The following is a 23,878-nucleotide window of genomic DNA, read 5'->3' on the forward strand; positions in this document are numbered from 1 at the left end:
CTTCCGTGACATGCAAGCCAAATTCCCTGGCCGCGCTTTGGAAAAAGCCGTCAAGGGCATGCTGCCTAAAGGCCCTCTGGGCTACGCCATGATCAAGAAGCTCAAGGTGTACGGTGGTGCAGAGCATCCCCACACTGCCCAGCAACCCAAAGTGTTGGTTCTTTAAGGAGCTCTAAATGATTGGTGAATGGAACAACGGTACCGGCCGTCGCAAATCAAGCGTCGCCCGTGTTTTCCTGAAAAAAGGCTCCGGCCAAATCGTCGTTAATGGCAAAGACATTCAAAACTTCTTTGGCCGTGAAACCTCGATCATGATCTGCAAACAGCCCCTGATGCTGACCAACCACGCTGAAACGTTTGACATCATGGTCAACGTTGCTGGCGGCGGTGAGTCCGGTCAAGCCGGCGCAGTGCGCCACGGTATCACCCGTGCCCTGATCGACTATGACGCAACCCTCAAGCCCGAGCTGAGCAAAGCTGGTTTCGTAACCCGCGATGCCCGTGAAGTGGAACGTAAAAAGGTCGGTTTGCACGGTGCTCGCCGTCGCAAGCAGTTCTCCAAGCGTTAATCCCGCGTTATCTCCAACAGCCGCCCGAATGCAAGTTCTGGCGGCTGTTTGCTTTTAGAGACAAAAATTCCCCGATGCGACTTCGATTGTTAATGCGACGCCTGACCGTCAGTGCACCGCGAATGGCGGTTCGCAGCGCCTTGCCCTGGCCGTTTCGTTGGGCCGTGCTGGCTATCGTGGCGGGCTTTTGCGCCGCCATTGCTTTGTGGGCGTTTGAGTTTGGCAAAGACATCGCCGGGTTGGAAAAAGGCAACAAAGCGCAATTGCTGCAAGTGCGGTTGGAAAATGAGTCACTGCGTGCGCAATTGAGCACCCTCAAGGACGAACACCACAAGGCTCAGTCTGTGGCCAATACTGCAGCCACCTTGTTGACGGCAGAGAAAACGTCCCAAGAAAGGCTCGCTGAATCAAACCGGCAACTCGACGCAGATAACCAGCGACTCAGGAGCGATCTGGGTTTTTTTGAGCAACTTATCCCGGCGTCTGGCGCGGCAGGAATTTCCATTCGTGGCCTACAGGCCGGGCTGCAAAAAAACGGCGAACTCAAATGGCAGGTGTTGATGATCCATGCGCTCAAGAACCCGGCAGAATTCAAGGGCCAACTGGAGTTGACCTTTGCTGGGCTTGAAAACGGAAAACCCTGGATTGGTAAATTGCCTGCAGGGGCGCAGCCTGTGGTGATCAAACAATACGGACGACTGGAAGGTCTTTACGCGGTGCCAGTTAATGTGGTGATCAAGAGTGTGACGGCCAAGGTGTTTGAAGGACAAACAGTGCGCGCGGTACAGACCCTTAAACTCTGAAGCCGGGCGCGATGTTAATTTGTAAAAAGGTGCAGCATGTTCAACAGGAAAAAACAACCGCCGATCAAGAGCCTGGTGGCACTCGGGTGCCAGATTGATGGCAACTTCAATTTTGCCGATGGCTTGAGGCTTGACGGGAGCATCCACGGCAACATCCTGGGCCAGGCCGATCGCCCCAGCATTCTGGTGATTGCCGAAACCGCTGTGGTGGTGGGCGAAATTCATGCCGATCATGTGATCATCAATGGCAAGGTGGATGGGCCGGTATTTGCCCGGCTCATGCTTGAGTTGCAACCCAAGGCGCGCATCACGGGCGATGTCACCTACAAGCTGCTGGAGATGCACCAGGGCGCGATCATTGCAGGCAAGCTGTGCCCGATGGTGGGGGAAGTGGTCGCGACGGGCGTAGACGAAAAGCCCACACTCAAACTAGCGGCAAATAACCAGTAGTCCAATACCCGATGAAACTGCTGTAGTATTTGCCTATTCAACTTTCTGGAGACATCAATGAGCGCCGTTGCCGAAAACATTCAAACCGAAATGCCCGCCCCGATTTTGTTCACTGACAGTGCTGCCGCCAAGGTGGCTGACCTGATTGCCGAAGAAGGCAACCCTGATTTGAAGCTACGCGTGTTTGTGCAGGGCGGCGGTTGCTCAGGTTTTCAGTATGGCTTCACGTTTGATGAAGTTACCAACGAAGATGACACGACCATGACCAAAAATGGGGTGTCTTTGCTGATCGATGCCATGAGCTACCAATATCTGGTGGGCGCTGAGATTGACTACAAGGAAGACTTGCAGGGCGCGCAATTTGTCATCAAAAACCCCAATGCCACCACCACCTGCGGTTGTGGATCAAGCTTTTCCTGAGTGGCTCGCCATTGAAAAAGCCGCCTTTTGAGGCGGCTTTTTTGCGTCACCCAAGGTCTGATCAAGCTGGGTAGATGGCTCCCAAAATGCGGGGTCCCGCCGCGCCGGTGACGCTGGGCAGGTTGCCTGGTTGACGATGCATGGTTTGGCGGGCCAACCAGGCAAATGCAGCGGCTTCAACTTCCAGCGGGGCCAGGCCATGCTGGTCTGACGTAGTCACCTTCAGATTGGGCAGACCTGCTTGCAAACGTTGCAACAGGTGCTGATTAAACGCGCCACCGCCACAGACAATCAGCTCAATGCTATCTTTTGCGTAGCTTCTAACGCAGTCTATACAAGAGCTAGCGGTAAATTCTGTCAATGTGTTCTGAATGTCCTGTGGCGGAGCCTTGGCAAAACCCTGCAGTTTTTCTTCCAGCCAGCGCAGGCTGAATAAATCGCGCCCGGTACTCTTGGGTGGTGCCAATGAAAAATAGGGGTCATCCCGCAGGTGCCGCAGCAGTTGTGGCAGCAGCTGACCAGACGCAGCCCATGCACCAGACGCATCAAAGGCCTGGCCAGTGTGGCGTAGGCACCAGGCGTCCATCAGGGCATTGCCGGGGCCGCAGTCAAAGCCCAATACTGGGGCCAAGGGGTTGGCGGGCAGCACACTCAGGTTGGCGATGCCGCCCAGGTTCAGGACGGCGACGGTGGCATTCACCTGGCCAAATACACTGCGGTGAAAGGCGGGCACCAAAGGTGCGCCCTGGCCGCCTGCAGCCACGTCGCGGCTGCGCAGGTCTGCCACCACATCAATGTTTGTGAGTTCGGCCAGCAAGGCCGGGTTGTTCAATTGCAGGGTGTAACCCGCGCCAGCGGGTGTGTCAGCGCTTCGCTGGGGTTGGTGGCGCACCGTTTGTCCGTGGGCGCCGATGGCGGATATATCTTTGGCGCTGATGCCTTGTTTGGCGCTTTGCCTTAGCAGCTCGGCCACTACTTCTGCATAACTTGCGGCGATGGCATTGCCGGCTAGCGCGGCCCGGTGCAGTTCGTTGTCTGACGGGGTATTGAGTGCCAGCAACTCAGCGCGAAAGGCTGGGGCGAACGCCTTTGAAGCGGTTGCCAAAACCTGAAGGTCTTGACCTGAAAAATCGACCAGGACACCGTCTGCCCCGTCAAGCGAGGTGCCCGACATCAGGCCTATGAAAAGGTCTGGTGCCAAGCGAAGCTGTCTACTCAAACCGGGTTGAATTCAGGGTTGCCGCCGCCTGCAGTTCGGCTCGGACGTTACTGGCCACTTGCTTGAACTGCGGCATGGCGGCGGCAGACACCGGCACGGTTTCGCTCTTTTGAGCGATCGCCATCGGGTCATGTTGGATACCGTTCACGCGGACTTCAAAATGCAGGTGCGGGCCTGTGGCCCAGCCGGTTGAGCCCACCAAGCCAATGGTTTGCCCCTGGCTGACGCTTTGACCGCGCTGCACCATGATTTTGCTGAGGTGGGCGTAGACGGTTTCGGTGTTGTTGCGGTGTTTCACAAAGATCACATTGCCGTAGCCGTTTTGTGCGCCGGCAAATTCAACCACGCCGTCACCCACGGTGCGAGCCGGCGTCCCGGTGCTGGCCGCAAAGTCGGTGCCCAGGTGGGGGCGGTTCTGTTTCAGAATGGGGTGAAAGCGCATGGCGAAACCGCTGCTGATTCGGGAGAATTCAACGGGCGAGCTCAAAAAAGCACGACGCAGGCTTTGGCCGTCGAGGGTGTAGTAGCTGCCCTTGGCGGTCGCGCCTTGTGCGTCCCGGCCAGCGGGCTGGAACCACATCGCCTGGAAGGTTTTGCCTGCGTTGACAAATTCAGCGCTGAGCACGCGCCCGGTTCGCAAGGGTTCGCCATCGCCTTCCAGCACTTCGTAGACCACATTGAAGCGGTCATCTTTGCGCAATGCACGGCGAAAATCGATCTCACTGGAGAAGATTTCAGCCACTTGGGTCGCAATGGAGTCCGGCAGGCCTGCGTCATCGGTGGCGGCAAACAGTGATGTTTGAATGGTGCCGCTAGCCAGGCGCGACGTTGCCATCAAGGGGGCAGACTCAACATGCGATACGAAGCCTTGGGGGGTGCGTTCAATCACCAGGCGATTAAATTGACCCTCGGTTTCGGCACTCCAGCGGGCGGTGAGCTTGCTCAGGCGCTGATCACCCAGCGCCTGAGCCGTGACTTGACGCCCGCTGCGGCCCAGCAAAATTTGCTGCACGGTGCGGTCATTGCGCAGAAACGCCGCAGCTTCAGCATCATCGACACCCAGGCGCTTGAGCAGGGTGCTTGTTGTGTCACTGGAGCGCGTGACATCGGTGCGGTAGAGCACATACGCCGGGGCTGCGTCCTGGTTATATTCAGGCAACGCCAAGGGGCGCACCGCTTCCAGCACTTCGCGAACCGGCAGGTCGGCTGCATCAGGTGCCAGTGATGCGACCGCAAAAGCGCCACCTCCACCGGTGAGTAATAAGGCGGTAACGACAGCCGCAACGCGTTTGGGGTGCTGTGTGAGCCAAGCGGCGACCGTGTTTGAGAAAACCTGGCCGTTGGCAACAATTTGGTTGATCAAAAGAGAATCCCGAGATGAGGTTTGTCTGAAAGACGCAACAGCTGTGAATAAACCGGGCGGTAGGCCCACGTAAAATCACACAAAAAAACAAGCTTTCGAGTATAAACCCGCGCCCAAGCGCTGCATCCGGAAAAACCCTTATGACCGTCACCAAAGCGCCTCAAATTACTGTAACTGATCGTGTCCGGGAGGCTATGGCTGTCACATTGCGGGGCTGCGAGGAACTGATTCCACAGGAAGACTGGCTGAAAAAGTTGGCTCGCTCCGAGGCCACGGGTATTCCTTTGCGCATCAAGCTGGGGTTGGATCCGACCGCGCCGGACATCCACATTGGCCACACCGTGGTGCTCAACAAGATGCGCCAATTGCAGGATTTGGGCCATACGGTGATCTTTTTGATTGGTGACTTCACCACGCTGATTGGTGATCCGTCTGGCCGCAACACCACGCGCCCCCCGCTCACGCGTGAGCAAATTGAGGCCAATGCTCAAACCTATTACCGCCAGGCCTCGATGGTGCTGGACCCATCCAAGACCGAGATTCGCTACAACAGCGAGTGGGGTGACACCTTGGGCTCGCGCGGCATGATTGAGCTGGCGGCCAAGTACACGGTCGCCCGCATGATGGAGCGCAACGATTTTCATGACCGCTTCAAATCGGGCACCCCCATCAGCGTGCATGAGTTTTTGTACCCGCTGATGCAGGGTTATGACAGCGTGGCCCTCAAGAGCGACCTGGAACTAGGCGGTACCGACCAAAAGTTCAATTTGCTGGTGGGCCGCCATTTACAAGCCGAATATGGCCAAGAGCCGCAGTGCATCTTGACCATGCCACTGCTCGAAGGGCTGGACGGCATTGAGAAAATGTCCAAAAGCAAGGGCAATTACATTGGTATTTCAGAAGACGCCAACACCATGTTTGCCAAGGTGTTGAGCATTTCCGACGTGCTGATGTGGCGTTGGTACACCTTGCTGAGCTTCCAGAGCGAGGCGCACATTGCCGCTCTGCGAGCCGAAGTGGCCGGCGGGCGCAACCCGAAGGACGCCAAGGTGGCGCTGGCCAAGGAGATCACGGCGCGCTTTCACTCAAGCGCTGCGGCTGAGGCGGCTGAGCAGGACTTCATCAACCGAAGCAAAGGCGGTGTGCCTGACGAAATTGCCGAGCTTAGTTTGCCGTTGGGTGAGGGCGGTGCACCAGTTGGCATTGCTGCCTTGCTCAAGTCTGCGGGCTTGGCAGCGTCCAGCGGCGAAGGCAGCCGCTTGATCGATGGCGGCGGTGTGCGTTTGGACTCCAGTGTGGTCGGCGACAAGGGCTTGAAGCTGGGTGCGGGCACTTATGTGCTGCAAGTGGGCAAGCGCAAGTTTGTGCGCGTGACCCTGAACTGAGTGGGTCAGTTTTTGAGGTTTTTAAGCCTTTTTGGCCTCTAGCCCTTTATTTATATGCGCAAGTAGCTATCTTTATAATAGCTATTGATGGGTGTTTGCATGTCAAGCTGTTCGCCCGGTGATTTTGCGCAGCACCTGCACCAAGTGGGCCAGGTTAAAGGGTTTGCCCACATGGTCGTTCATGCCGGCCTCAAGGCAGGCGGCACGGTCGCTGTCCATGGCGTTGGCGGTCATGGCCACAATGGGCAGCGCCTGCGCGTCCCAGGTTTGGCGAAGGGCTCGGGTGGCGGTCAAGCCGTCCATGACCGGCATTTGCATGTCCATCAACACCACATCAAAGGGCTCGGATGCATTGGCGACGAGGTCCAGCGCCTCTTGCCCGTGGTTGGCCAGTGTCACCAACGCGCCTTCCCCTTGCAGCAACTCGTTGGCGATTTGCTGGTTCACAAAATTATCTTCCGCCACCAGAATTCGCATGCCAGCCAAGCCGGGCAAGGGCACTGCGTTGTCCATTGTCGGGTTGGTGGCAGGGGTGTTTCGATCAGCCCCCAGGGCGGCTTCATCTGCTGCCACCGGTAGCGACAGCGTGAAGTAAAAGCGGCTGCCGCGCCCCAGTGTGCTTTGCAGTTCCAGCTTGCCACCCATCAATTCAATCAAATGTTGGCTAATGGCCAAACCCAGCCCGGTGCCACCGAAGCGGCGCGTGGTGGATGCTTCGGCTTGTGTAAAGTTGCTGAAGATTTTGGCCTGGTTCTCAGCGGCAATGCCAATGCCGCTGTCTTGCACGGCAAATTTCAGCATGACGCGGTCTGGTGTACGGTCTATCAGCTCAATTGACAGCGCCACTTGGCCTTTTTCAGTGAACTTGACGGCGTTGCCACACAAGTTGATCAGCACTTGTTTGAGCCGTAGCGCGTCGCCCATCACCCGCTGGGGCAGTTCGGGTGCCAGGTGCAGACGCAGGTCGACAGGTTTGGTGCCAATGTAGGCGTTACTGATGACCTGCGTGTCAGACATCAATTGCGCCAGGGAAAAGGGCTGCGGGTCCAGCGTCATCTTGCCGGCTTCCGCTTTGGAGAGGTCCAGAATATCGTTGAGCAAGCCCAGCAGGGATTGGGCGGCGCTGGTACTCTTGGCCGCGTAGTCTGCCTGTTTTTGCGTGAGTTCTGTTTTTTGGAGCAGGGTGAGCATGCCCAAAATGGCGTTCATCGGGGTGCGGATCTCGTGGCTCATGTTGGCCAAAAACTGGCTCTTGGTCTGCGATGCAGCTTGTGCTGCCTCAGTGGCCTGCACCAGTTCGGTGATGTCCACCCGAAAGCCGACGGTGTAGCCGTTGGCCATGCGCCGCTCTGTGACCCGCAGGGTGCGCCCATCGCCCATTTTTTGGTCCAGACGAGACTGTGGTTGCCGGTGGAGGGCCAGTCGCTCCTTGACCCAGGCCTCGACGCGGCCCACCGCCAGCGCATATTGCCCACGCTCAGCACCGGTGCGAATGATGGTCTCGAATGTTTGCCCAGGCACCACCACGTCGGCGCTTTGTGGGTAGAGATCGTGGTAGCGCTGGTTGCACAGCACCAGGGTGTCGTGGTCGTCAAACAGCGCGAAGGCGTCATCCAATGCCTCAATGCTGCCCTGCAGCAAGTCCGCGTTGCGTTTGGCCAGCGCCTCGGCCTCCTTGCGCGCGGTGATGTCGATCCGAATCGAGACAAATTTGTCAACCTGGCCGTCATCACCGATAAAGGGCGCAATGAACGTGTCGACCCAATACAACGTGCCATTTTTGGCGAGGTTGCAAACCTCGCCGCGCCAAGGGATGCCTGTGACAATGGTTTGCCACATACGGGTCCAGAAAGCACTATCGTGCACGCCGGAGTTGATCAGTCGGTGGTTTTGCCCCACCAACTCTTCGCGCTCATACCCGCTGATGTCACAAAACGCATCGTTGATCTGGGTGATGCGTCCCGCACGGTCTGCCACCGACACAATGCCCAATAAATCCAGGGTGCTGAGCAGGGCATTGTTGTCTCGCAGAACGGCTTCCAGGCGGTTTTGCGTCCGTCGTCGGTCAGTCACGTCGGTCTGGATTGCCATGTAGCCTGTCGAACGGCCGTTCTGATCGTGCAGCGGCTGGACTTCAATGTCGATCCAGCAGTCTTGCCCGTTCTTTCGGCGGTTCAGAACCTCGCCACGAAATATGCCATCCGCCTGAAAAGCTTCGCGCATGCGTTCAAGGGTGACGGGGTCGGTTTCAGGGGTTTGCAACAGCGCGGGTGACTTGCACATGACCTCGGCCATGTTGTAGCCGTACATGCGCTCAAACCCTGTGTTGACCCATGTAATGCGCCTCTGTGCATCCGTGATGACGACCGCATTTGACGTTTTTTCTGCCACCAAGGCCAGTCGCTGCAAGTCTTGCGTCATGTTACGCGCCAAGGCCTCCGCGCGCGCCCGTGCAAAAGCCTGCTGCCAAAAGAGCAGCGCCAGCAGGGCACTGCCGATCACGCCTCCCAGCCCTAGCAGCCAGGGCGTGGGGTTGGCCGCCGCCGCGTCAAAGCGGGCACTGCTGGTCATGTGCAGTGTCAGTTTGCGCCCCAGCAGGGTCAAGGTGCGAGTCGACTGAAAACGACCACCGGGCGCCAGATGGTTTTCAAACATCAGCGGGCTGTTGGCTGAGTCAGCGCCGCTGTCGGTGAGTTCGAGATTGAGCCCCTGGCCGATGATGGTGTCCATGCCATTGAGCAATTCCTTGAACACAATGGGCGCGTAAATCACGCCGCGTAACGCGTCGCGGCGTTCGGTCGCAGAGTTCAGCCGTGCCCTCGGGTGATAGACGGGGGTGTACAGCAAGATGCCCGGGGTTTGTTGGCTGTCCTGCACCAGGGCAATCGGTGCGGTCATGGCGGGTGCGGCACTGTCGATGGCCAGTTCAATGGCGCGGCGTCGATGCGCCTCAGAGCCCAGGTCAAGACCCTGAACGCCCGCGTTGTCTATGGCCGGTTCAAGGAACTTGACCACATAAAGTTGATCGTGAAGGTCATCCCCCAAGCTGCGCAGGGCAAACTCGGGGGCATCATCTTGGCGTTCCCGCTGCAAAAAAGCATCAAGCGTTTCGCGTGGCACGCGCTCAGTAAAGCCAAAGCCGCGCACACCCGGAAACTCGGCAAGCAAGTCGCGCGAGAACACGTAGTCCTTGAATTCGCTGCGTGTCACTGTGTTGCTTGCCGCATACATGCCCCGTGCGCCGTTCAGCCCATACAAGGGCAGTGTCAGTCGGCGCACAATTTCGTCGGCGGCGTGGTCACTCAGGCGTTGGTACTGCGCCTTGACCTGGGTTTGAATTCTTTGGTTAAACCACAGCCCCAGCGCCAGGGACAATGCGATGCCGCCAATCAGAACGGCTGCGACCAGCGTGTGCGCGGCCGCAGGACGGCGATTGGGCCAAAATTTCATGGATTTAATGGGGTGTAGCTATGGCAACGACGCATTTTTTGCAAATCATCATACGACATACACCGTGGCTTGAGACTGCGGCAAACCCTGTGTTTAAGCGCCTTGGAGCCCATGCATGATGGCCTTGCTGCAGCGGGTGCGCCATGCGCGGGTTGCCGTGGCGGGGCAAATGGTGGGTGAAATTGGCGCCGGCTTGCTGGTGTTGCTGTGCGCTGAGCAAGGCGACACCGAGGTCCAAAGCGACAAGCTGCTGGCCAAAATTCTCAAATTACGAATCTTCAGCGACGGCGCGGGCAAGATGAACCACAGCGTGCAAGACATGGATGGTCTGGGTTGGGTGGGGGGCTTGCTGGTGGTGAGCCAGTTCACATTGGCGGCCGATGTCACGGGCGGTAACCGGCCCAGTTTCACGGCAGCCGCAGCGCCAGTCGAGGGCCGGCGTTTGTATGACTATTTCGTGGCGCAGGCCCAAAAATCGCACCCGGTGGTGCAGACCGGTGTGTTTGCTGCCGACATGCAGGTGAGCTTGTTGAATGATGGCCCGGTGACGATCCCGCTTCGTGTTGCACCCGTTCTGTCACACGTTTTGCCCCCTGTAGTAGTGCCTGGGTGAGAGGCTATGGTTTTGGCCCGCGATAATCGATGCCATGTCTTTTGTATTTGAGCGTCCCACTTTGCTGCGCCGTCTGTCACCCTGGTTTTCCGGGTTTGACGGGCCGCTGGCGTTTGCCGTGTTCATGCTGGTATGCGGCGGTTTGCTGACCATGTATTCGTCCGGCTACGACCATGGCACACGCTTTGAAGACCACGCACGCAACATGCTGATCGCCGGGTTCATCATGTTTGTTGTGGCACAAATTCCGCCGCAGCATTTGATGGCCCTGGCTGTGCCGCTCTACATTTTGGGGGTCACGTTGTTGATCGCGGTGGCGGTGTTTGGTGTGACCAAAAAAGGCGCCAGGCGTTGGCTGAATGTGGGGGTGACCATTCAGCCCAGCGAAATTCTCAAAATTGCCATGCCGCTGATGCTGGCCTGGTGGTTTCAAAAGCGCGAAGGCCAATTGCGGCCGCTGGACTTTTTGGTGGCCGGCCTGTTGCTAGCGCTGCCGGTGGGTTTGATCATGAAGCAGCCTGACCTGGGCACCTCGTTGCTGGTGCTGGCGGCTGGCTTGTCGGTGATCTTTTTTGCCGGCTTGAGTTGGAAGCTGGTGGCGCCACCGCTGTTGCTTGGGTTGGTAGGCATCACCTTGCTGGTGGTCTTTGAGCCCGATTTGTGTGCAGACGGGGTCAGTTGGCCATTGCTGCGCGAGTACCAGCAGCAACGCGTGTGCACACTACTCGACCCCACGCGTGACCCGCTGGGCAAAGGGTTTCACATCATCCAGGGCATGATCGCCATTGGCTCGGGCGGCTTTTGGGGCAAGGGTTTCATGCAGGGTACACAGACCCACCTGGAGTTCATCCCAGAGCGCACCACCGACTTTATTTTTGCCGCATTTTCTGAAGAATTTGGCTTGGTGGGCAACCTGCTTTTGATTGCAGCATTCACCTTTTTGGTGTTGCGTGCTCTGGTGATTGCGCTGGAAGCCCCCACCGTGTTTACCCGCCTGTTGGGTGGCGCGATGGCGATGATTTTCTTTTGTTACGCGTTTGTGAACATGGGCATGGTCAGTGGCATCTTGCCGGTGGTGGGCGTACCCTTGCCGTTCATCAGCTACGGTGGCACGGCCATGGTCACCCTTGGCTTGGGCTTGGGCGTGCTGATGTCTATTGCCAAGTCAAAGCGGTTGGTTCAGTCATGACACTTGCAGCAGCTGCAGGCCCGGTGGCCATCATTGGCGTTGGCAACATGGGCGGGGCCATGGCGCGGCGCTTGCTGTCCCAAGGCTGGTCGGTGCGGGTTTGTGACATTGATCGGGCTAAAACCGAAACTTTGGAGCATTTTGGTGCTCTGGCCCTTGTCACACCTGCGCAAGCAGCTATTCATTCTGTAGTGATCATGGTGGTGGTTGTGGACGCGGCACAAACCGAAGACGTGTTGTTTGGGCCAAGTGGCGCGGCCAGCGTGTTGCAGCCTGGACAAACTGTGTTGCTGTGCCCGACGCTGGCACCTGCTGATGTGACGCGCCTGGCCCAGCGTTTGCAAACGCTGGGCGTAGCCGTGCTGGACGCGCCCATGTCCGGTGGCCCGCAGCGGGCACAAGAAGGCAGCATGAGCCTGATGCTGGCCGGTGATTCAGCCGTGCTGGCCCGGCACCAGACCTTGCTGGAAGCCTTGGCCAGCCAGCGTTTTGTCATCAGTGAGCGGGTTGGCGATGCGGCGCGCACCAAGCTGGTGAACAACCTGGCCGCAGGCATCAACCTGGTGGGCGCCGCCGAAGTGCTGGCGCTGGCGCAAAAAATGGGGCTGGATCTGACCCGCACGCTGGATGTGATTGAGCAGTCCAGCGGACAAAGCTGGATTGGTTCTGACCGCATGCGCCGCGCCATTGCCGGAGACTTTGCGCCGCGCGCCCACATGACGCTGCTGCAAAAAGACACCCGGCTGGCGCTGGACGCCGCCCAGTCGGTCGGTTTTTACGGGCCACTGGGTGCGGCAGCCCGCGATGTGTTTGCCCAAGCCAGCGCGGGTGGCATGGCTGATCAGGACGATGCCGCATTGTTCAAGTGGTTGAGCGCAGGCACGGGCAGCCCAAACTGACCCCAAGCCCTAGAATCGCGCGATGATTTCACGCGAACCCACCCTTGAACGCCTCGTCGTTGCCAAATCCCTGCTGCTCACCCCATTCGGGTTGGATGAATCTCACCTGGCGCGCGCGCTGGCCGAGATCAAAGCCCACAAAGTAGACGAAGCCGACCTGTATTTTCAGTACACCCGCTCAGAGGGCTGGAGTCTTGAAGAAGGCATTGTCAAAACCGGCTCGTTTTCAATTGATCAGGGCGTCGGCGTGCGCGCGGTCAGTGGCGAAAAAACCGCTTTTGCGTACTCGGATGACATCTCTGAAGCCTCGCTTTTGGATGCAGCTAGAACTGTCAGGTCAATATCGACTGTAGCCCAGTTGGGACGTGCGCGAGTAGCTACAAAGAAAATAGCGTCATCGCGTTCTCTGTACCATGGTCTTGACCCCATTGCCAGCTTGGACAGCACGGCCAAAGTCAAGTTGCTAGAAAAGGTGGAACAGCTGGCTCGTGCCAAAGACCCCCGAGTGGCGCAGGTCATGGCCGGTTTGGCTGCTGAATACGATGTGGTGCTGGTGGCCCGCGCCGATGGCACGCTGGCGGCCGATGTGCGCCCGCTGGTGCGCCTGAGTGTGACGGTGATTGCCGAGCAAAAAGGCCGCCGTGAAGTCGGGTCAGCAGGGGGCGGTGGCCGTTTTGGGTTTGACTATTTTGACGATGCACTGATTGGCCAATATGTCGACGAAGCGGTGCATGCCGCGCTGACCAACCTCGAAGCGCGCCCGGCCCCGGCTGGTGAGATGACCGTGGTGCTTGGCCCCGGTTGGCCAGGTATTTTGTTGCACGAAGCCATCGGTCATGGGCTGGAAGGCGACTTCAACCGCAAGGGCTCCAGCGCCTTCAGTGGTCGCATCGGCCAGCGCGTGGCCGCCAAGGGTGTGACGGTGCTTGATGACGGCACCATCAACGACCGCCGTGGCTCGCTCAATGTGGACGACGAGGGCAATGCCAGCCAGCGCAACGTGTTGATTGAAGATGGCATTCTCAAGGGCTACATCCAAGACGCCATGAATGCGCGCCTGAGCGGCGTCAAGCCCACCGGCAATGGCCGGCGCGAAAGTTATGCGCATGTGCCATTGCCGCGCATGACCAACACCTACATGCTGGGTGGAGACAAGACGCCGGAAGAAATCGTCGCCAGCATCAAAAAAGGCCTGTACGCCACCAACTTTGGCGGTGGCCAGGTCGACATCACTTCTGGCAAATTTGTGTTTTCAGCCAGCCAGGCCTACTGGGTGGAAAACGGCAAGATTTTGTACCCGGTGAAGGGCGCCACACTGGTCGGCAGCGGGCCGGAAGTCCTGAAGCACGTCAGCATGATTGGCAACGACATGAAGCTCGACAGCGGTGTGGGCACGTGCGGCAAGGAAGGTCAGAGCGTGCCTGTGGGCGTGGGCCAGCCCACCTTGCGCATTGACGCCTTGACGGTGGGCGGCACGGCGTAAGCTGGCGGCGAAATGACTGTGCTACATTCACAACCCATGAAGTCAGCCACCTTTTTCTTTAGCTATTTTTGGTTCTCAAGCGCCGCCGGCGGTAGAGAGTTCTGAACGTACCTGAATAAAACGTCCTGATCTTCCAAAAACCGCCGGCCACCCCGGCGGTTTTTTTATGTGTTTTTGATTTCAACTCTGTAAGGAACTCTTCATGACTGCCAAAGCCACTGCTGACAAAGATGCCTGGGGCGCCGTTGCGCAAAACCCCGCCACTGACCGCACCGGTCAGACTGACAACGAACGCATCAAGGACATCACCGTGCTTCCCCCTCCAGAGCATTTGATCCGGTTCTTCCCAATTGCGGGCACACCGGTTGAGAAGATGATCAGCAGTACCCGGCGCAGCATTCACCAGATCATGGCCGGCAAAGACGACCGCCTGCTGGTGATCATTGGGCCGTGTTCGATTCATGACCCGGCCGCCGCTATCGATTACGCCCGCAAGCTCAAGGCGCAGCGCGAAAAATACGCTGATTCGCTCGAAATCGTGATGCGGGTGTACTTTGAAAAGCCCCGCACCACGGTCGGCTGGAAAGGGCTGATCAACGACCCCTACCTGGACGAGTCGTTTCGCATCGACGAGGGCCTGCGCATTGCCCGCCAATTGCTGATTGAAATCAACCGCCTGGGCCTGCCCGCCGGCAGCGAGTTTCTGGACGTGATTTCTCCGCAATACCTGGGCGACCTGATTTCCTGGGGCGCCATTGGTGCCCGTACCACCGAGAGCCAGGTGCACCGTGAGTTGGCATCGGGTCTGTCGGCACCGATTGGCTTCAAAAATGGCACCGACGGCAACATCAGGATCGCCACCGACGCAATTCAGGCAGCGGCGGGTGCGCACCACTTTTTGTCAGTTCACAAAAGCGGCCAGGTGGCGATTGTGCAAACCAATGGCAACAAAGACTGCCATGTGATTTTGCGCGGCGGCAAGGCGCCCAATTTTGATGCGGCCAGTGTGGCGGCGGCTTGCAAAGATCTGGTGGCTGCCAAATTGCCCGCCACCTTGATGGTGGACTGTAGCCACGCCAACAGCAGCAAGCAGCATGAGAAACAGCTGGATGTGGCGCGTGACATTGCAGGGCAAATCGCGGCGGGTTCGCATCAGGTGTTTGGTGTGATGATCGAGAGTCACCTGAACGCCGGGGCGCAAAAGTTCACGCCTGGCAAAGACAAAACCGACAAGCTAGCCTACGGTCAGAGCATCACCGATGCGTGTCTGGGCTGGGATGATTCGCTTGCCTGCCTGGACGTGCTGTCGCAAGCCGTTTTGGCACGCCGCGGTCTCTGATGAAAGTTAGAGGCTTTATTGGCCTCTAACCCTTATTTAGTAAGCGCAAGCAGCTATTTATTTTGTAGCGAATAAAGCAGCTTGGTGTGAACCCCTTGGAACCCGCCATTGCTCATGCACAAAATGTGGTCGCCGCCACGTGCTGCTTGCGTGACTTGTGCCACCAGGGTTTCAATGTTGTTGGCCACTGCCGCCCGAGCGCCCATGGGGGCCAGCGCCGCAGTTGCATCCCAGTCCAGACCGCCGCTGTGGCAAAAAGCCAGGTCAGCGTTTTCCAGGCTCCAGGGCAGTTGGCTTTTCATGGTGCCGAGCTTCATGGTGTTGGAGCGCGGCTCAAACACCGCCAAAATGCGTTCACCGGCCTTCAAGCTGCGGCGTAAACCATCAACTGTGGTGCGAATCGCGGTGGGGTGGTGCGCAAAATCGTCGTAAACCGTGATGTCGCCGTCTTTTGCCTTGACGGTGCCGCGCAGTTCCATGCGGCGCTTCACGTTCTCGAAGCTGCCCAGCGCTTGCGCGGCCATGGCAGGTGACACGCCGACGTGCTCCGCCGCTGCAATGGCGGCCAAGGCGTTGAGTTGGTTGTGGGTGCCGGTCAAAGACCAGCGCACGTGGCCCACCGTTTTGCCTTGCTGCAACACATCAAAGTCGCTCGCCTCGCCCTGCGCCGTGAAGTCACTCACCGCAGCGCCAAAGCTGCGCACCTCGCTCCAGCAGCCCTGGTGCAGCACGCGCGCCAGGCTTTCCTCCAGCCCATTGACCACCACGCGGCCGCTGCCATGGGCGCCTTTGCCGGGGACGGTGCGCACCAGATGGTGAAATTGCCGCTCGATCGCGGCCAGATCATCAAAGATGTCAGCATGATCGAACTCCAGGTTGTTGAGCACGGCGGTGCGTGGCCGGTAATGCACAAACTTGCTGCGCTTGTCGAAAAATGCCGTGTCGTATTCATCGGCCTCAATGACAAAGGTCTTGCCCTGGCCGAGTCGGGCCGACACACCAAAGTTCAGCGGCACGCCGCCCACCAAAAAACCGGGCTGCAGGCCTGCGGCTTCCAGAATCCAACTGGTCATGGCAGTCGTGGTGGTCTTGCCGTGGGTGCCGGCAATGGCGATCACATGGCGGCCTTGCAGCACGTGCTCGGCCAGCCATTGCGGCCCGCTGGTGTAGGGCAGGCCAGCATCCAGAATGGCTTCCATCAGCGGGAATTTGGGTGTGCCATCGCTCAAGTGCGCACGGCTGACCACGTTGCCAACCACAAACATGTCGGGTTTGAGCGCCAGTTGATCGGCCCCAAAACCCTCAATGAGTTCAATGCCCAAGGCACGCAATTGGTCGCTCATGGGTGGGTAAACGCCAGCATCGCAGCCGGTGACTTTGTGGCCGGCTTCGCGTGCCAGGGCAGCAAGCCCGCCCATGAAGGTCCCGCAGATGCCAAGAATGTGAATATGCATGAACAGATTTTAGGCGGGCGGACGCCATGCACTGGCGCATTCCCCAAGGCTTTGTGGTCAAGCTGAATCAGGGCAAAATACCCGGCATATGACCGATGCATCCTCTGAAATTGCCGCACTGGCCGCCCGTTGGGTGGTGGAGGAGGGCCTTGAATATGGCCCGGCCAAGCGTCGCGCCGCCAAGCAGTTGGGTTTGAGCGGGCGTGCTGCGCTGCCAGCGAATGAGATTCTGGAAGACGCGGTGATGGAATACATCGCGATATTTTGTGCCGACACCCAGCCACAGGAGTTGTTGGCGTTGCGGCGACTCGCTTTGGTGTGGATGGAGCGGCTCCATGAGTTTCGCCCCTATCTTGGCGGTGCCGTTTGGCACGGCACGGCGACCAGAAATTCTGATGTTTACTTGCAGTTGTTTTGCGATGACAGCAAATCAGCCGAAATTGCGCTGATTGACCAGCGGGTAAGTTATGTGCCACGCACCGTGACCGGGTTCACGGGCGATGCGGTGGAGGCCTTGAGTGTGCATGCGTTTTGTGCTGAATTGAACGAGGAAATCGGGGTCCATTTGATGATTTATGATTTTGATGATGTGCGCGGGGCGCTCAAGCCGGATGCGAAAGGGCGGCCACCCCGGGGTGATGCGGTTGCAGTGCGGCGTCTGTTGCAGGTGGTGTCCGCATGAGCGGGCCTGGTGGCTCCCGGCGTGGTTGGCTGGCGGCAGCGGTTGGTTTGGGCTTGGCTGGTGCGGGGGGCGGCTTGGTTTGGCGTACGTCGCAGCGCCAGTCGCAGGCGCTCTCCGAGGCTGAGGGCAACTTCTGGCAGCAACAATTTGCCCAGCTTGACGGCGCCATGTTGGCTGCTGCGTCTTTCAAGGGCAAGCCGTTGGTGTTGAATTTCTGGGCCACTTGGTGCCCACCCTGCGTTGAGGAGCTGCCGCTATTGAATGCTTTTTTCAGTGAAAACCGCCTCAAAGGCTGGCAAGTGTTGGGATTGGCTGTCGATCAAGCGGCGCCGGTGACGCGGTTTCTGACCCAGTCGCCACTGTCATTCCCTGTGGCGTTGGCCGGTTTCCCGGGGATTGAGCTCGGCAAGTCGCTGGGGAACTTGAGCGGTGGCTTGCCCTTCACGGTGGTTTTTGGGCCTGCGGGAACCGTGCTGCACCGTAAAATGGGCAAGGTCACACCTGATGATCTGCGCGCTTGGCTGCGCTTGTCGGCTTGAATTGCTATGCAATTAATATGTAAAATGAGCTGCTGTTAGCTTGTTTTGATGAAAATTGTTGCAATTTAGTCAGATTCATAGCCAAATCCTGTTGACTGTTACCTATTTTTCGTTGGAGACCCCATGGACCTCAGAAAACTCAAAACATTGATCGACCTGGTATCGGAATCAAACGTCTCAGAACTGGAAATTACCGAAGCCGAGGGCAAGGTTCGCATTGTCAAGGGCGGCGGAGGCATCATTCAACAGTATGCACCCGTTGGTCAGCCCATGGCCTCTGCTCCCCTGATGGCTCAGGCAGCTACGCCAGACGCAACGCCTGCGGTGGCGGTTGCACCGGCAGAAACCGGCCACACCGTCAAGTCGCCCATGGTGGGCACGTTTTATCGCTCGGCATCACCCGGAGCCAAGTCTTTCGTTGAGATTGGTGATGCAGTGAAGGAGGGTGAAACCCTTTGCATCATTGAAGCCATGAAGATTCTCAATGAGATCGAATCCGATAAATCGGGCACGGTGCGTCGCATCTTGGTCGATAACGGTCAGGCTGTCGAGTACGGCCAGCCCTTGTTCATCATCGAATGATCGCAGGCGCCGCCCATGTTTAAAAAAATACTGGTTGCCAATCGCGGTGAAATTGCCCTGCGGATCCAGCGTGCCTGCCGGGAACTCGGCGTCAAGGCGGTCATGGTCTATTCGGAGGCAGACCGAGACGCCAAATACGTCAAGCTGGCTGAAGAGGCTGTGTGCATTGGCCCGGCGTCTTCAGCGCTCAGTTACCTGAACATGCCAGCCATCATTTCAGCGGCGGAAGTGACCGACGCTGAAGCGATTCATCCCGGCTACGGCTTCTTGAGCGAAAACGCCGATTTTGCAGAACGTGTGGAGCGCAGTGGCTTCCAGTTCATTGGCCCCACGCCCGAGTCGATTCGCATCATGGGCGACAAGGTGTCAGCCAAACAGGCCATGATCAAGGCCGGTGTGCCTTGTGTGCCCGGCTCTGAAGGTGAGTTGCCTGACGACCCGGTGCAAATCAAGCGCATTGCGAAATCGGTGGGCTATCCGGTCATCATCAAGGCGGCTGGCGGTGGCGGCGGTCGAGGTATGCGCGTGGTGCATACCGAGGCGGCGGTGATCAATGCGGTGGCCATGACCAAAGCCGAAGCCGGTGCGGCGTTTGGCAATCCAGCGGTGTACATGGAAAAGTACCTGCAGAACCCGCGCCACATCGAGATCCAGATCTTGGCCGACAAATACAAAAACGCGGTGTACCTGGGGGAGCGCGATTGTTCCATGCAGCGCCGGCATCAAAAGGTGATTGAAGAAGCCCCCGCCCTTGGTATTCCCCGTAAGTTGATTGAACGTGTGGGTGACCGATGTGTGGCGGCATGCAAGAAAATTGGCTACCGAGGCGCCGGCACGTTCGAATTTTTGTATGAAGATGGTGAGTTTTATTTCATCGAAATGAACACCCGCGTTCAGGTGGAGCATCCGGTGACCGAGATGACTACCGGCATCGACATCGTCAAGACGCAAATCATGGTGGCAGCGGGCGAGAAACTGCCTTTTACACAGCGTCAGATCCAGATTCGTGGTCACGCCATTGAATGCCGCCTGAACGCTGAAGATTCCTACAAGTTCACCCCCTCGCCAGGACGCATCACCATGTGGCATCCGCCGGGCGGCCCTGGTGTGCGCGTGGATTCGCACATTTACACCAACTACTTTGTGCCACCTAATTACGATTCGATGATCGGCAAGATCATTGTGCATGGTGACACCCGCGAGCAGGCCTTGGCGCGTATGCGCACCGCTTTGGGTGAGACCGTGATTGAGGGCATCAACACCAACATTGCGTTGCACCGTGAACTGATGGTTGACGCCAAGTTCATGGAAGGCGGCACCAATATTCATTACCTTGAAGGTTGGCTTGCCAATCACACACGCTGATCGGTGGCCTGATGTTTGAACTGCGATTGATGAGCCCGGAAGACCGGGTTGAGGCTTTGAGCGATGCGCTTGATGCACTGGATGCCTTGAGTGTCAGTGTGGAGGACGCAGATGCCCAGACCGATGCCGAGCAAGCCCTGTTTGGCGAGCCTGGCATGCCACCACCCAAAGAAGGCTGGCAGCGCTCTCGGGTACTGGCCCTGTTTGACACCCGTGAACAAGCGCAGGACGCGCTGGAGTTGCTGCAAGCGCAGGCTTTTTTTGAGGGCTGCGAGGTGCTGGGCATTCAAAATGTGCCTGAGCAGGATTGGGTGCGATTGACGCAGTCGCAGTTCACGCCGGTGGACATCACCCCTGAGTTCTGGATCGTACCCACCTGGCACGAGCCCCCGGCGCAAGCCCGTACCGTGATTCGCCTTGACCCAGGTCTGGCCTTTGGTACCGGCACCCATCCCACCACGCGCATGTGCTTGCGTTGGATCGCACGCCAGGGGCAGGCTGATGCAGATCAAAAGACGGGATTGACCCGGGTGTTGGACTATGGCTGCGGCTCGGGTATTCTGGCGATTGGTGCTGCCAAGTTTGGCGGCAACGACGTCGATGCGGTCGATATTGATCCAGCGGCTGTTGAGTCGACCGTGTTGAACGCCCAGGCCAACCACGTGGCCGTGAAGGCGGGGCAGCCAGACATCGTGACAGGCGTCTACCAAGCCGTGTTGGCGAATATTTTGGCAACGCCCTTGAAGGTGTTGGCACCTTTGTTGTGGTCCCGTGTTGCACCTGGTGGCTCATTGGTATTGGCTGGTATTTTGGCGCGCCAGACCGACGAGTTGATTGAGGCTTACGCGCCTTATTGCACCTTGCGTGTGGCCGATACGGAAGACGGCTGGATTTTGATGACTGCGGCAAACTGAAACGTTCTGCCGCATGCTCGCTCAACACGTCGTTTCATGAGCCTGCTGACCCGCTGCCCCGTTTGTACGACCTTGTACCGGGTGGTGCCTGACCAGTTGCGCATTTCTGAGGGTTGGGTCAAGTGCGGGCAATGTGGGGATATTTTTGACGCTTCACAGTACTTGATTGAGGCGGATATTGACCCTGAGCCGCAACATGGTGCGGCGGTTGAGCCATCGCCAATGCTAGATGTCGGGGCTTTGCACGACTCGACCGAGGATGTTGAGGCGCCAGCACCCACCGACATCGATGCGACCGATTCTTCGGCGCCGAGTGCACCTGATTCCTACGTAGACTCAGACGGGCATTTTGCGTCAGAAATGACAACAGCGGCAGAAGTAGGCATTGATTCCGACTGGTCTTATGAACTCGGCGATGGCCTTGATCAAGACGATGTGCCTGCTGGTGAAGCACCAATGAGCGCCCTTGCAGATGGCGATTCAGCTTCGCAACTTGAACCCGATTCAGCACCTGCGCCGCAGTTTGAGCCAAACCAGGTGCGATGGGACGATGCGCCCCCGACAAACAGCACCACCACCCTGGCTACAAGTGCTGCTTTGCCTGACGATGTGCTTGTGACGTTCATGCAGGGCGCCAAGCAAACGCTGTTCTGGCAGCAGCCGCTTGTGCGCGTTGTATTGGTGCTTGTGAGTCTGGCGCTTGGCTTGACTTTATCCGGGCAGTGGGTGTACCTGGAGCGTGACCGGCTCGCAGCACAACAGCCAGAGCTGAAGCCTATGTTGCAAGCCTTTTGCCGCGTCACAAACTGCGAAGTTCAGCCGCTCAAGCGCATTGAATCGTTGACTGTTGATTCCGTTGGTTTCCACCAGCTAGGTAAAGAGACCTATCGGCTCACTTTCACGGTCAAGAATTCTTCTCAGCTGCCACTGGCAATGCCATATGTGGAGCTGGCCCTGACCGATGCTCAAGACCGCCCGGTATATCGGCGTGTTTTTTCCAGCAACGACTTGGGTGTCGCCGGGACAGAAATTGCGGCTGGTGCCGATTGGTCTGCCGACGTGGCACTGCGTGTGAATACAGAAGCGCTGGCCCAGCGTGTGTTTGGCTATCGGCTGCTCGTTTTTTACCCATGATGCCGACATAAAAAAGCCCGGTGCATGGCTGCAGCGGGCTTGGTTTTGAGGCGCCAGATGGTCAGGGCTTTGTGCCGGTAGGAAACGGCCAGGCAGCTTTGGGGCTGAGGGTGGTCTTGGCAGCTGTTGCAGGTTTTGCTGCGGGTTTGGCTGCTTTCTTTGCGACTGGTGTTGCCGCAGGTTTTTTTGCGACCACAGCTTTCTTGGCTGGTGCTGGCTTGGCAGCCACTTTTGGGGCGACGGCTGCTTTTTTTGCGGGCGCAGCTTTTGCAACCGTCTTGGCAGGTGCAGCTTTTTTAACAGCGGCCGCTTTCGTCGCTGCCATTGGTTTTGCTGGCGCGGCCTTTTTGGTTGCCATGGCTGTCTTGGCGGGTGCCGCCTTTTTAGCCGGTGCAGCTGCTGGTGTCGCAGCCTTCTTTGTCGGGGCTGCGGGTTTTGTTGCCACAACTTTCTTTGCTATTGCTACTTTCTTCACCGGTGCAGCGGCTTTTACAGGGGCCACTTTCTTTGCCACGACGGCCTTGGTTGCTGGGGCCGCTTTTTTCGCGGCTGGTTTTTTTGCAGTTGCCATTGAGTTCTCCTTGATCAATTTACAAAGAGCACTTGACACAAATGAGTGTGCGTCAAGTGATCCATGGTGTTGGGCTGGATCCCAGCACCATGAACGCGGGTCCACAAAGCTTTGCTGCCTGTCTCAGCGTCAAAGATTTGTGAAAATAGAAAAGCCATCACGTGCGCCTATTCCCAGGACAAGGCACCGCCGGACTGGTACTCAATGACCCGTGTCTCAAAGAAATTGCGTTCTTTCTTCAAGTCAATCATTTCGCTCATCCAGGGGAACGGATTTTCTTCGTTCGGGAACAAGGTCTCCAGACCAATTTGGGTGGCGCGGCGGTTGGCAATGTAGCGCAAGTAGCCCTTGAACATGGACGCATTCATGCCCAGCACACCACGCGGCATGGTGTCTTCGGCATAGCGGTACTCAAGGTCAACTGCTGTCTCAAACAAGGCCTTAATTTCAGCCTTGAATTCTGCTGTCCAGAGTTGTGGGTTTTCCAGTTTTAGCTGGTTGATCAGGTCAATGCCAAAGTTGCAATGCATGGATTCATCACGCAAGATGTATTGGTATTGCTCGGCGGCACCTGTCATTTTGTTTTGACGACCTAAAGCCAGGATTTGTGTGAAGCCGACGTAGAAAAACAGGCCTTCCATCAGGCAGGCAAACACGATCAGCGACTTCAGCAGGGTTTGGTCTGCTTCGGGCGTGCCGGTCTTGAACTGCGGGTCCATGATGGCTTCAATGAAGGGGATCAAGAACTCGTCTTTGTCACGGATCGACTTGATCTCGTTGTAAGCGCTGAAGATCTCACCTTCGTCCAGGCCGAGCGACTCGACGATGTACTGATAGGCATGCGTGTGAATTGCTTCTTCAAAGGCTTGGCGCAACAGAAACTGGCGGCACTCCGGCGCAGTGATGTGTCGGTAGGTGCCCAGCACAATGTTGTTGGCCGCCAGTGAATCGGCGGTGACAAAAAAGCCGAGGTTGCGTTTGATGATGCGGCGCTCGTCTTCGGTCAGACCGTTGGGGTCCTTCCACAACGCGATGTCGCGGGTCATATTGACCTCTTGCGGCATCCAGTGGTTGGCGCAACTCGACAGGTATTTTTCCCAGGCCCATTTGTACTTGAATGGCACCAACTGGTTGACGTCAGTCTTGCCGTTGATGATGCGCTTGTCTGCCGCATTGACGCGCCGTGCTGTGCCTAACACCGGCATTTGTGCGGGTGCAAGTGGGCGACTGATGAAGGGGGTGGTTTCGCTCGCCGGCGCAGTGGCCAAGGCGGCAGAGGGGCCTGAAAAACGCGATGCCATCAACGAATCTGGCGGGTTGTCAGATGGAGGCAAACTGGCGGTAGGTGTGACTTCTTCGTCCCAGGACAACATAGTGATTTCCAATTCTTTGATTATGAGAGCGTGCGGAAAAAATGGAAAGGTTTTATGCGTGATTTAGGTGTGAATTTGCCAG

At 57.7% G+C, this 23,878-nt stretch carries 23 protein-coding genes; 17 read left to right on the forward strand and 6 right to left on the reverse strand.

The window, feature by feature from the left end; translation table 11 throughout:
* From PHQ58_RS06870 to erpA, 5 genes are all read left to right on the forward strand, one after another.
* The coding region (locus PHQ58_RS06870; RefSeq protein WP_300109334.1) for an uL13 family ribosomal protein at positions 1-166 on the forward strand (166 nt) is incomplete at its 5' end.
* A 10-nt stretch (positions 167-176) separates the two neighbouring features.
* Entirely contained in the window at positions 177-569 is a 393-nt protein-coding gene (gene rpsI, locus PHQ58_RS06875) for a 30S ribosomal protein S9 (protein ID WP_300108873.1), read from the forward strand.
* Positions 570-643: 74 nt separating this feature from the next.
* Positions 644-1,372, forward strand: coding sequence for a DUF6776 family protein (locus tag PHQ58_RS06880; protein ID WP_300108876.1), 729 nt, complete (start codon positions 644-646; stop codon positions 1,370-1,372).
* A gap of 36 nt (positions 1,373-1,408) precedes the next feature.
* The gene (locus PHQ58_RS06885; RefSeq protein WP_300108879.1) at positions 1,409-1,822 is read left to right on the forward strand and encodes a polymer-forming cytoskeletal protein; all 414 of its coding nucleotides are present in this window, start codon (positions 1,409-1,411) and stop codon (positions 1,820-1,822) included.
* 57 nt (positions 1,823-1,879) lie between these two features.
* Positions 1,880-2,242 (forward strand): iron-sulfur cluster insertion protein ErpA, encoded by a 363-nt coding sequence (gene erpA, locus PHQ58_RS06890; protein ID WP_300108882.1) that lies wholly within the window; start codon positions 1,880-1,882, stop codon positions 2,240-2,242.
* A gap of 61 nt (positions 2,243-2,303) precedes the next feature.
* Here erpA and PHQ58_RS06895 read toward each other — a convergent pair whose 3' ends face one another.
* Positions 2,304-3,443, reverse strand: a complete 1,140-nt coding sequence (locus PHQ58_RS06895) for an anhydro-N-acetylmuramic acid kinase (protein WP_300108885.1) — start codon at positions 3,441-3,443, stop codon at positions 2,304-2,306.
* A gap of 10 nt (positions 3,444-3,453) precedes the next feature.
* Entirely contained in the window at positions 3,454-4,821 is a 1,368-nt protein-coding gene (locus PHQ58_RS06900; protein WP_300109339.1) for a M23 family metallopeptidase, read from the reverse strand.
* Positions 4,822-4,964: 143 nt separating this feature from the next.
* Between PHQ58_RS06900 and tyrS the strand changes: the two genes are divergently transcribed.
* Complete coding sequence (gene tyrS, locus PHQ58_RS06905; protein WP_300108888.1) at positions 4,965-6,209, forward strand: tyrosine--tRNA ligase; 1,245 nt, start codon at positions 4,965-4,967, stop codon at positions 6,207-6,209.
* A 102-nt stretch (positions 6,210-6,311) separates the two neighbouring features.
* On the opposite strand, the gene PHQ58_RS06910 is transcribed toward tyrS, so the two are convergent.
* Positions 6,312-9,659, reverse strand: a complete 3,348-nt coding sequence (locus PHQ58_RS06910; protein ID WP_300108891.1) for a CHASE domain-containing protein — start codon at positions 9,657-9,659, stop codon at positions 6,312-6,314.
* A gap of 115 nt (positions 9,660-9,774) precedes the next feature.
* Here PHQ58_RS06910 and dtd point away from each other — a divergent pair, with 115 nt between their 5' ends.
* The 5 genes from dtd (at position 9,775) to PHQ58_RS06935 (ending at position 15,182) form a co-directional block, all read left to right on the forward strand.
* Positions 9,775-10,272 (forward strand): D-aminoacyl-tRNA deacylase, encoded by a 498-nt coding sequence (gene dtd, locus PHQ58_RS06915; protein ID WP_300108894.1) that lies wholly within the window; start codon positions 9,775-9,777, stop codon positions 10,270-10,272.
* 34 nt (positions 10,273-10,306) lie between these two features.
* Positions 10,307-11,461: a rod shape-determining protein RodA gene (gene rodA, locus PHQ58_RS06920; protein WP_300108897.1), complete on the forward strand. Its 1,155-nt coding sequence runs from the start codon at positions 10,307-10,309 to the stop codon at positions 11,459-11,461.
* Entirely contained in the window at positions 11,458-12,360 is a 903-nt protein-coding gene (locus tag PHQ58_RS06925; RefSeq protein ID WP_300108899.1) for an NAD(P)-dependent oxidoreductase, read from the forward strand. Before rodA ends, PHQ58_RS06925 begins: the two co-directional genes overlap by 4 nt.
* 22 nt (positions 12,361-12,382) lie before the next feature.
* Entirely contained in the window at positions 12,383-13,843 is a 1,461-nt protein-coding gene (gene tldD / locus PHQ58_RS06930) for a metalloprotease TldD (protein ID WP_300108902.1), read from the forward strand.
* 202 nt (positions 13,844-14,045) lie between these two features.
* Positions 14,046-15,182, forward strand: a complete 1,137-nt coding sequence (locus PHQ58_RS06935; RefSeq protein WP_300108905.1) for a 3-deoxy-7-phosphoheptulonate synthase — start codon at positions 14,046-14,048, stop codon at positions 15,180-15,182.
* 53 nt (positions 15,183-15,235) lie between these two features.
* Here PHQ58_RS06935 and mpl read toward each other — a convergent pair whose 3' ends face one another.
* Positions 15,236-16,636, reverse strand: coding sequence for a UDP-N-acetylmuramate:L-alanyl-gamma-D-glutamyl-meso-diaminopimelate ligase (gene mpl / locus PHQ58_RS06940; RefSeq protein WP_300108908.1), 1,401 nt, complete (start codon positions 16,634-16,636; stop codon positions 15,236-15,238).
* 88 nt (positions 16,637-16,724) lie between these two features.
* On the opposite strand from mpl, the gene PHQ58_RS06945 reads away from it, so the two are divergent.
* The 6 genes from PHQ58_RS06945 to PHQ58_RS06970 all read left to right on the forward strand — a co-directional run bounded on the left by PHQ58_RS06945 (position 16,725) and on the right by PHQ58_RS06970 (position 21,852).
* The gene (locus tag PHQ58_RS06945) at positions 16,725-17,318 is read left to right on the forward strand and encodes a hypothetical protein (RefSeq protein WP_300108910.1); all 594 of its coding nucleotides are present in this window, start codon (positions 16,725-16,727) and stop codon (positions 17,316-17,318) included.
* A complete protein-coding gene (locus PHQ58_RS06950) occupies positions 17,315-17,857 on the forward strand; it encodes a TlpA disulfide reductase family protein (RefSeq protein WP_300108913.1) in 543 nt (180 codons plus the stop codon). Before PHQ58_RS06945 ends, PHQ58_RS06950 begins: the two co-directional genes overlap by 4 nt.
* A 123-nt stretch (positions 17,858-17,980) precedes the next feature.
* Positions 17,981-18,439 carry an acetyl-CoA carboxylase biotin carboxyl carrier protein gene (gene accB / locus PHQ58_RS06955; RefSeq protein ID WP_300108916.1) on the forward strand — a complete coding sequence of 153 codons (459 nt, stop codon included), beginning with the start codon at positions 17,981-17,983 and terminating at the stop codon, positions 18,437-18,439.
* 15 nt (positions 18,440-18,454) lie between these two features.
* Positions 18,455-19,804: an acetyl-CoA carboxylase biotin carboxylase subunit gene (gene accC, locus PHQ58_RS06960; protein ID WP_300108918.1), complete on the forward strand. Its 1,350-nt coding sequence runs from the start codon at positions 18,455-18,457 to the stop codon at positions 19,802-19,804.
* An 11-nt stretch (positions 19,805-19,815) separates the two neighbouring features.
* Positions 19,816-20,718 (forward strand): 50S ribosomal protein L11 methyltransferase, encoded by a 903-nt coding sequence (prmA, locus tag PHQ58_RS06965; RefSeq protein WP_300108921.1) that lies wholly within the window; start codon positions 19,816-19,818, stop codon positions 20,716-20,718.
* 36 nt (positions 20,719-20,754) lie between these two features.
* A complete protein-coding gene (locus tag PHQ58_RS06970) occupies positions 20,755-21,852 on the forward strand; it encodes a DUF3426 domain-containing protein (protein WP_300108924.1) in 1,098 nt (365 codons plus the stop codon).
* Between the two features lie 61 nt (positions 21,853-21,913).
* Here the strand turns inward: PHQ58_RS06970 and PHQ58_RS06975 are convergent, their stop codons facing one another.
* Complete coding sequence (locus tag PHQ58_RS06975) at positions 21,914-22,423, reverse strand: histone (protein ID WP_300108927.1); 510 nt, start codon at positions 22,421-22,423, stop codon at positions 21,914-21,916.
* Positions 22,424-22,590: 167 nt separating this feature from the next.
* The gene (locus tag PHQ58_RS06980; RefSeq protein ID WP_300108930.1) at positions 22,591-23,796 is read right to left on the reverse strand and encodes a ribonucleotide-diphosphate reductase subunit beta; all 1,206 of its coding nucleotides are present in this window, start codon (positions 23,794-23,796) and stop codon (positions 22,591-22,593) included.
* Positions 23,797-23,878: the final 82 nt, after the last annotated feature.

The organism is Rhodoferax sp., from assembly GCF_028688795.1.
Taxonomy (GTDB): domain Bacteria; phylum Pseudomonadota; class Gammaproteobacteria; order Burkholderiales; family Burkholderiaceae_C; genus Rhodoferax.

What these genes read in the sequence shown, in the direction of transcription:
- rpsI (WP_300108873.1), top strand. Translation starts at nt 177, where the DNA reads ATGATTGGTGAATGGAACAACGGTACCGGCCGTCGCAAATCAAGCGTC.
- PHQ58_RS06880 (WP_300108876.1), top strand. Translation starts at nt 644, where the DNA reads ATGCGACTTCGATTGTTAATGCGACGCCTGACCGTCAGTGCACCGCGA.
- PHQ58_RS06885 (WP_300108879.1), top strand. Translation starts at nt 1,409, where the DNA reads ATGTTCAACAGGAAAAAACAACCGCCGATCAAGAGCCTGGTGGCACTC.
- erpA (WP_300108882.1), top strand. Translation starts at nt 1,880, where the DNA reads ATGAGCGCCGTTGCCGAAAACATTCAAACCGAAATGCCCGCCCCGATT.
- tyrS (WP_300108888.1), top strand. Translation starts at nt 4,965, where the DNA reads ATGACCGTCACCAAAGCGCCTCAAATTACTGTAACTGATCGTGTCCGG.
- PHQ58_RS06910 (WP_300108891.1), bottom strand. Translation starts at nt 9,659, where the DNA reads ATGAAATTTTGGCCCAATCGCCGTCCTGCGGCCGCGCACACGCTGGTC.
- dtd (WP_300108894.1), top strand. Translation starts at nt 9,775, where the DNA reads ATGATGGCCTTGCTGCAGCGGGTGCGCCATGCGCGGGTTGCCGTGGCG.
- rodA (WP_300108897.1), top strand. Translation starts at nt 10,307, where the DNA reads ATGTCTTTTGTATTTGAGCGTCCCACTTTGCTGCGCCGTCTGTCACCC.
- PHQ58_RS06925 (WP_300108899.1), top strand. Translation starts at nt 11,458, where the DNA reads ATGACACTTGCAGCAGCTGCAGGCCCGGTGGCCATCATTGGCGTTGGC.
- tldD (WP_300108902.1), top strand. Translation starts at nt 12,383, where the DNA reads ATGATTTCACGCGAACCCACCCTTGAACGCCTCGTCGTTGCCAAATCC.
- PHQ58_RS06935 (WP_300108905.1), top strand. Translation starts at nt 14,046, where the DNA reads ATGACTGCCAAAGCCACTGCTGACAAAGATGCCTGGGGCGCCGTTGCG.
- mpl (WP_300108908.1), bottom strand. Translation starts at nt 16,636, where the DNA reads ATGCATATTCACATTCTTGGCATCTGCGGGACCTTCATGGGCGGGCTT.
- PHQ58_RS06945 (WP_300108910.1), top strand. Translation starts at nt 16,725, where the DNA reads ATGACCGATGCATCCTCTGAAATTGCCGCACTGGCCGCCCGTTGGGTG.
- PHQ58_RS06950 (WP_300108913.1), top strand. Translation starts at nt 17,315, where the DNA reads ATGAGCGGGCCTGGTGGCTCCCGGCGTGGTTGGCTGGCGGCAGCGGTT.
- accB (WP_300108916.1), top strand. Translation starts at nt 17,981, where the DNA reads ATGGACCTCAGAAAACTCAAAACATTGATCGACCTGGTATCGGAATCA.
- accC (WP_300108918.1), top strand. Translation starts at nt 18,455, where the DNA reads ATGTTTAAAAAAATACTGGTTGCCAATCGCGGTGAAATTGCCCTGCGG.
- prmA (WP_300108921.1), top strand. Translation starts at nt 19,816, where the DNA reads ATGTTTGAACTGCGATTGATGAGCCCGGAAGACCGGGTTGAGGCTTTG.
- PHQ58_RS06970 (WP_300108924.1), top strand. Translation starts at nt 20,755, where the DNA reads ATGAGCCTGCTGACCCGCTGCCCCGTTTGTACGACCTTGTACCGGGTG.
- PHQ58_RS06975 (WP_300108927.1), bottom strand. Translation starts at nt 22,423, where the DNA reads ATGGCAACTGCAAAAAAACCAGCCGCGAAAAAAGCGGCCCCAGCAACC.
- PHQ58_RS06980 (WP_300108930.1), bottom strand. Translation starts at nt 23,796, where the DNA reads ATGTTGTCCTGGGACGAAGAAGTCACACCTACCGCCAGTTTGCCTCCA.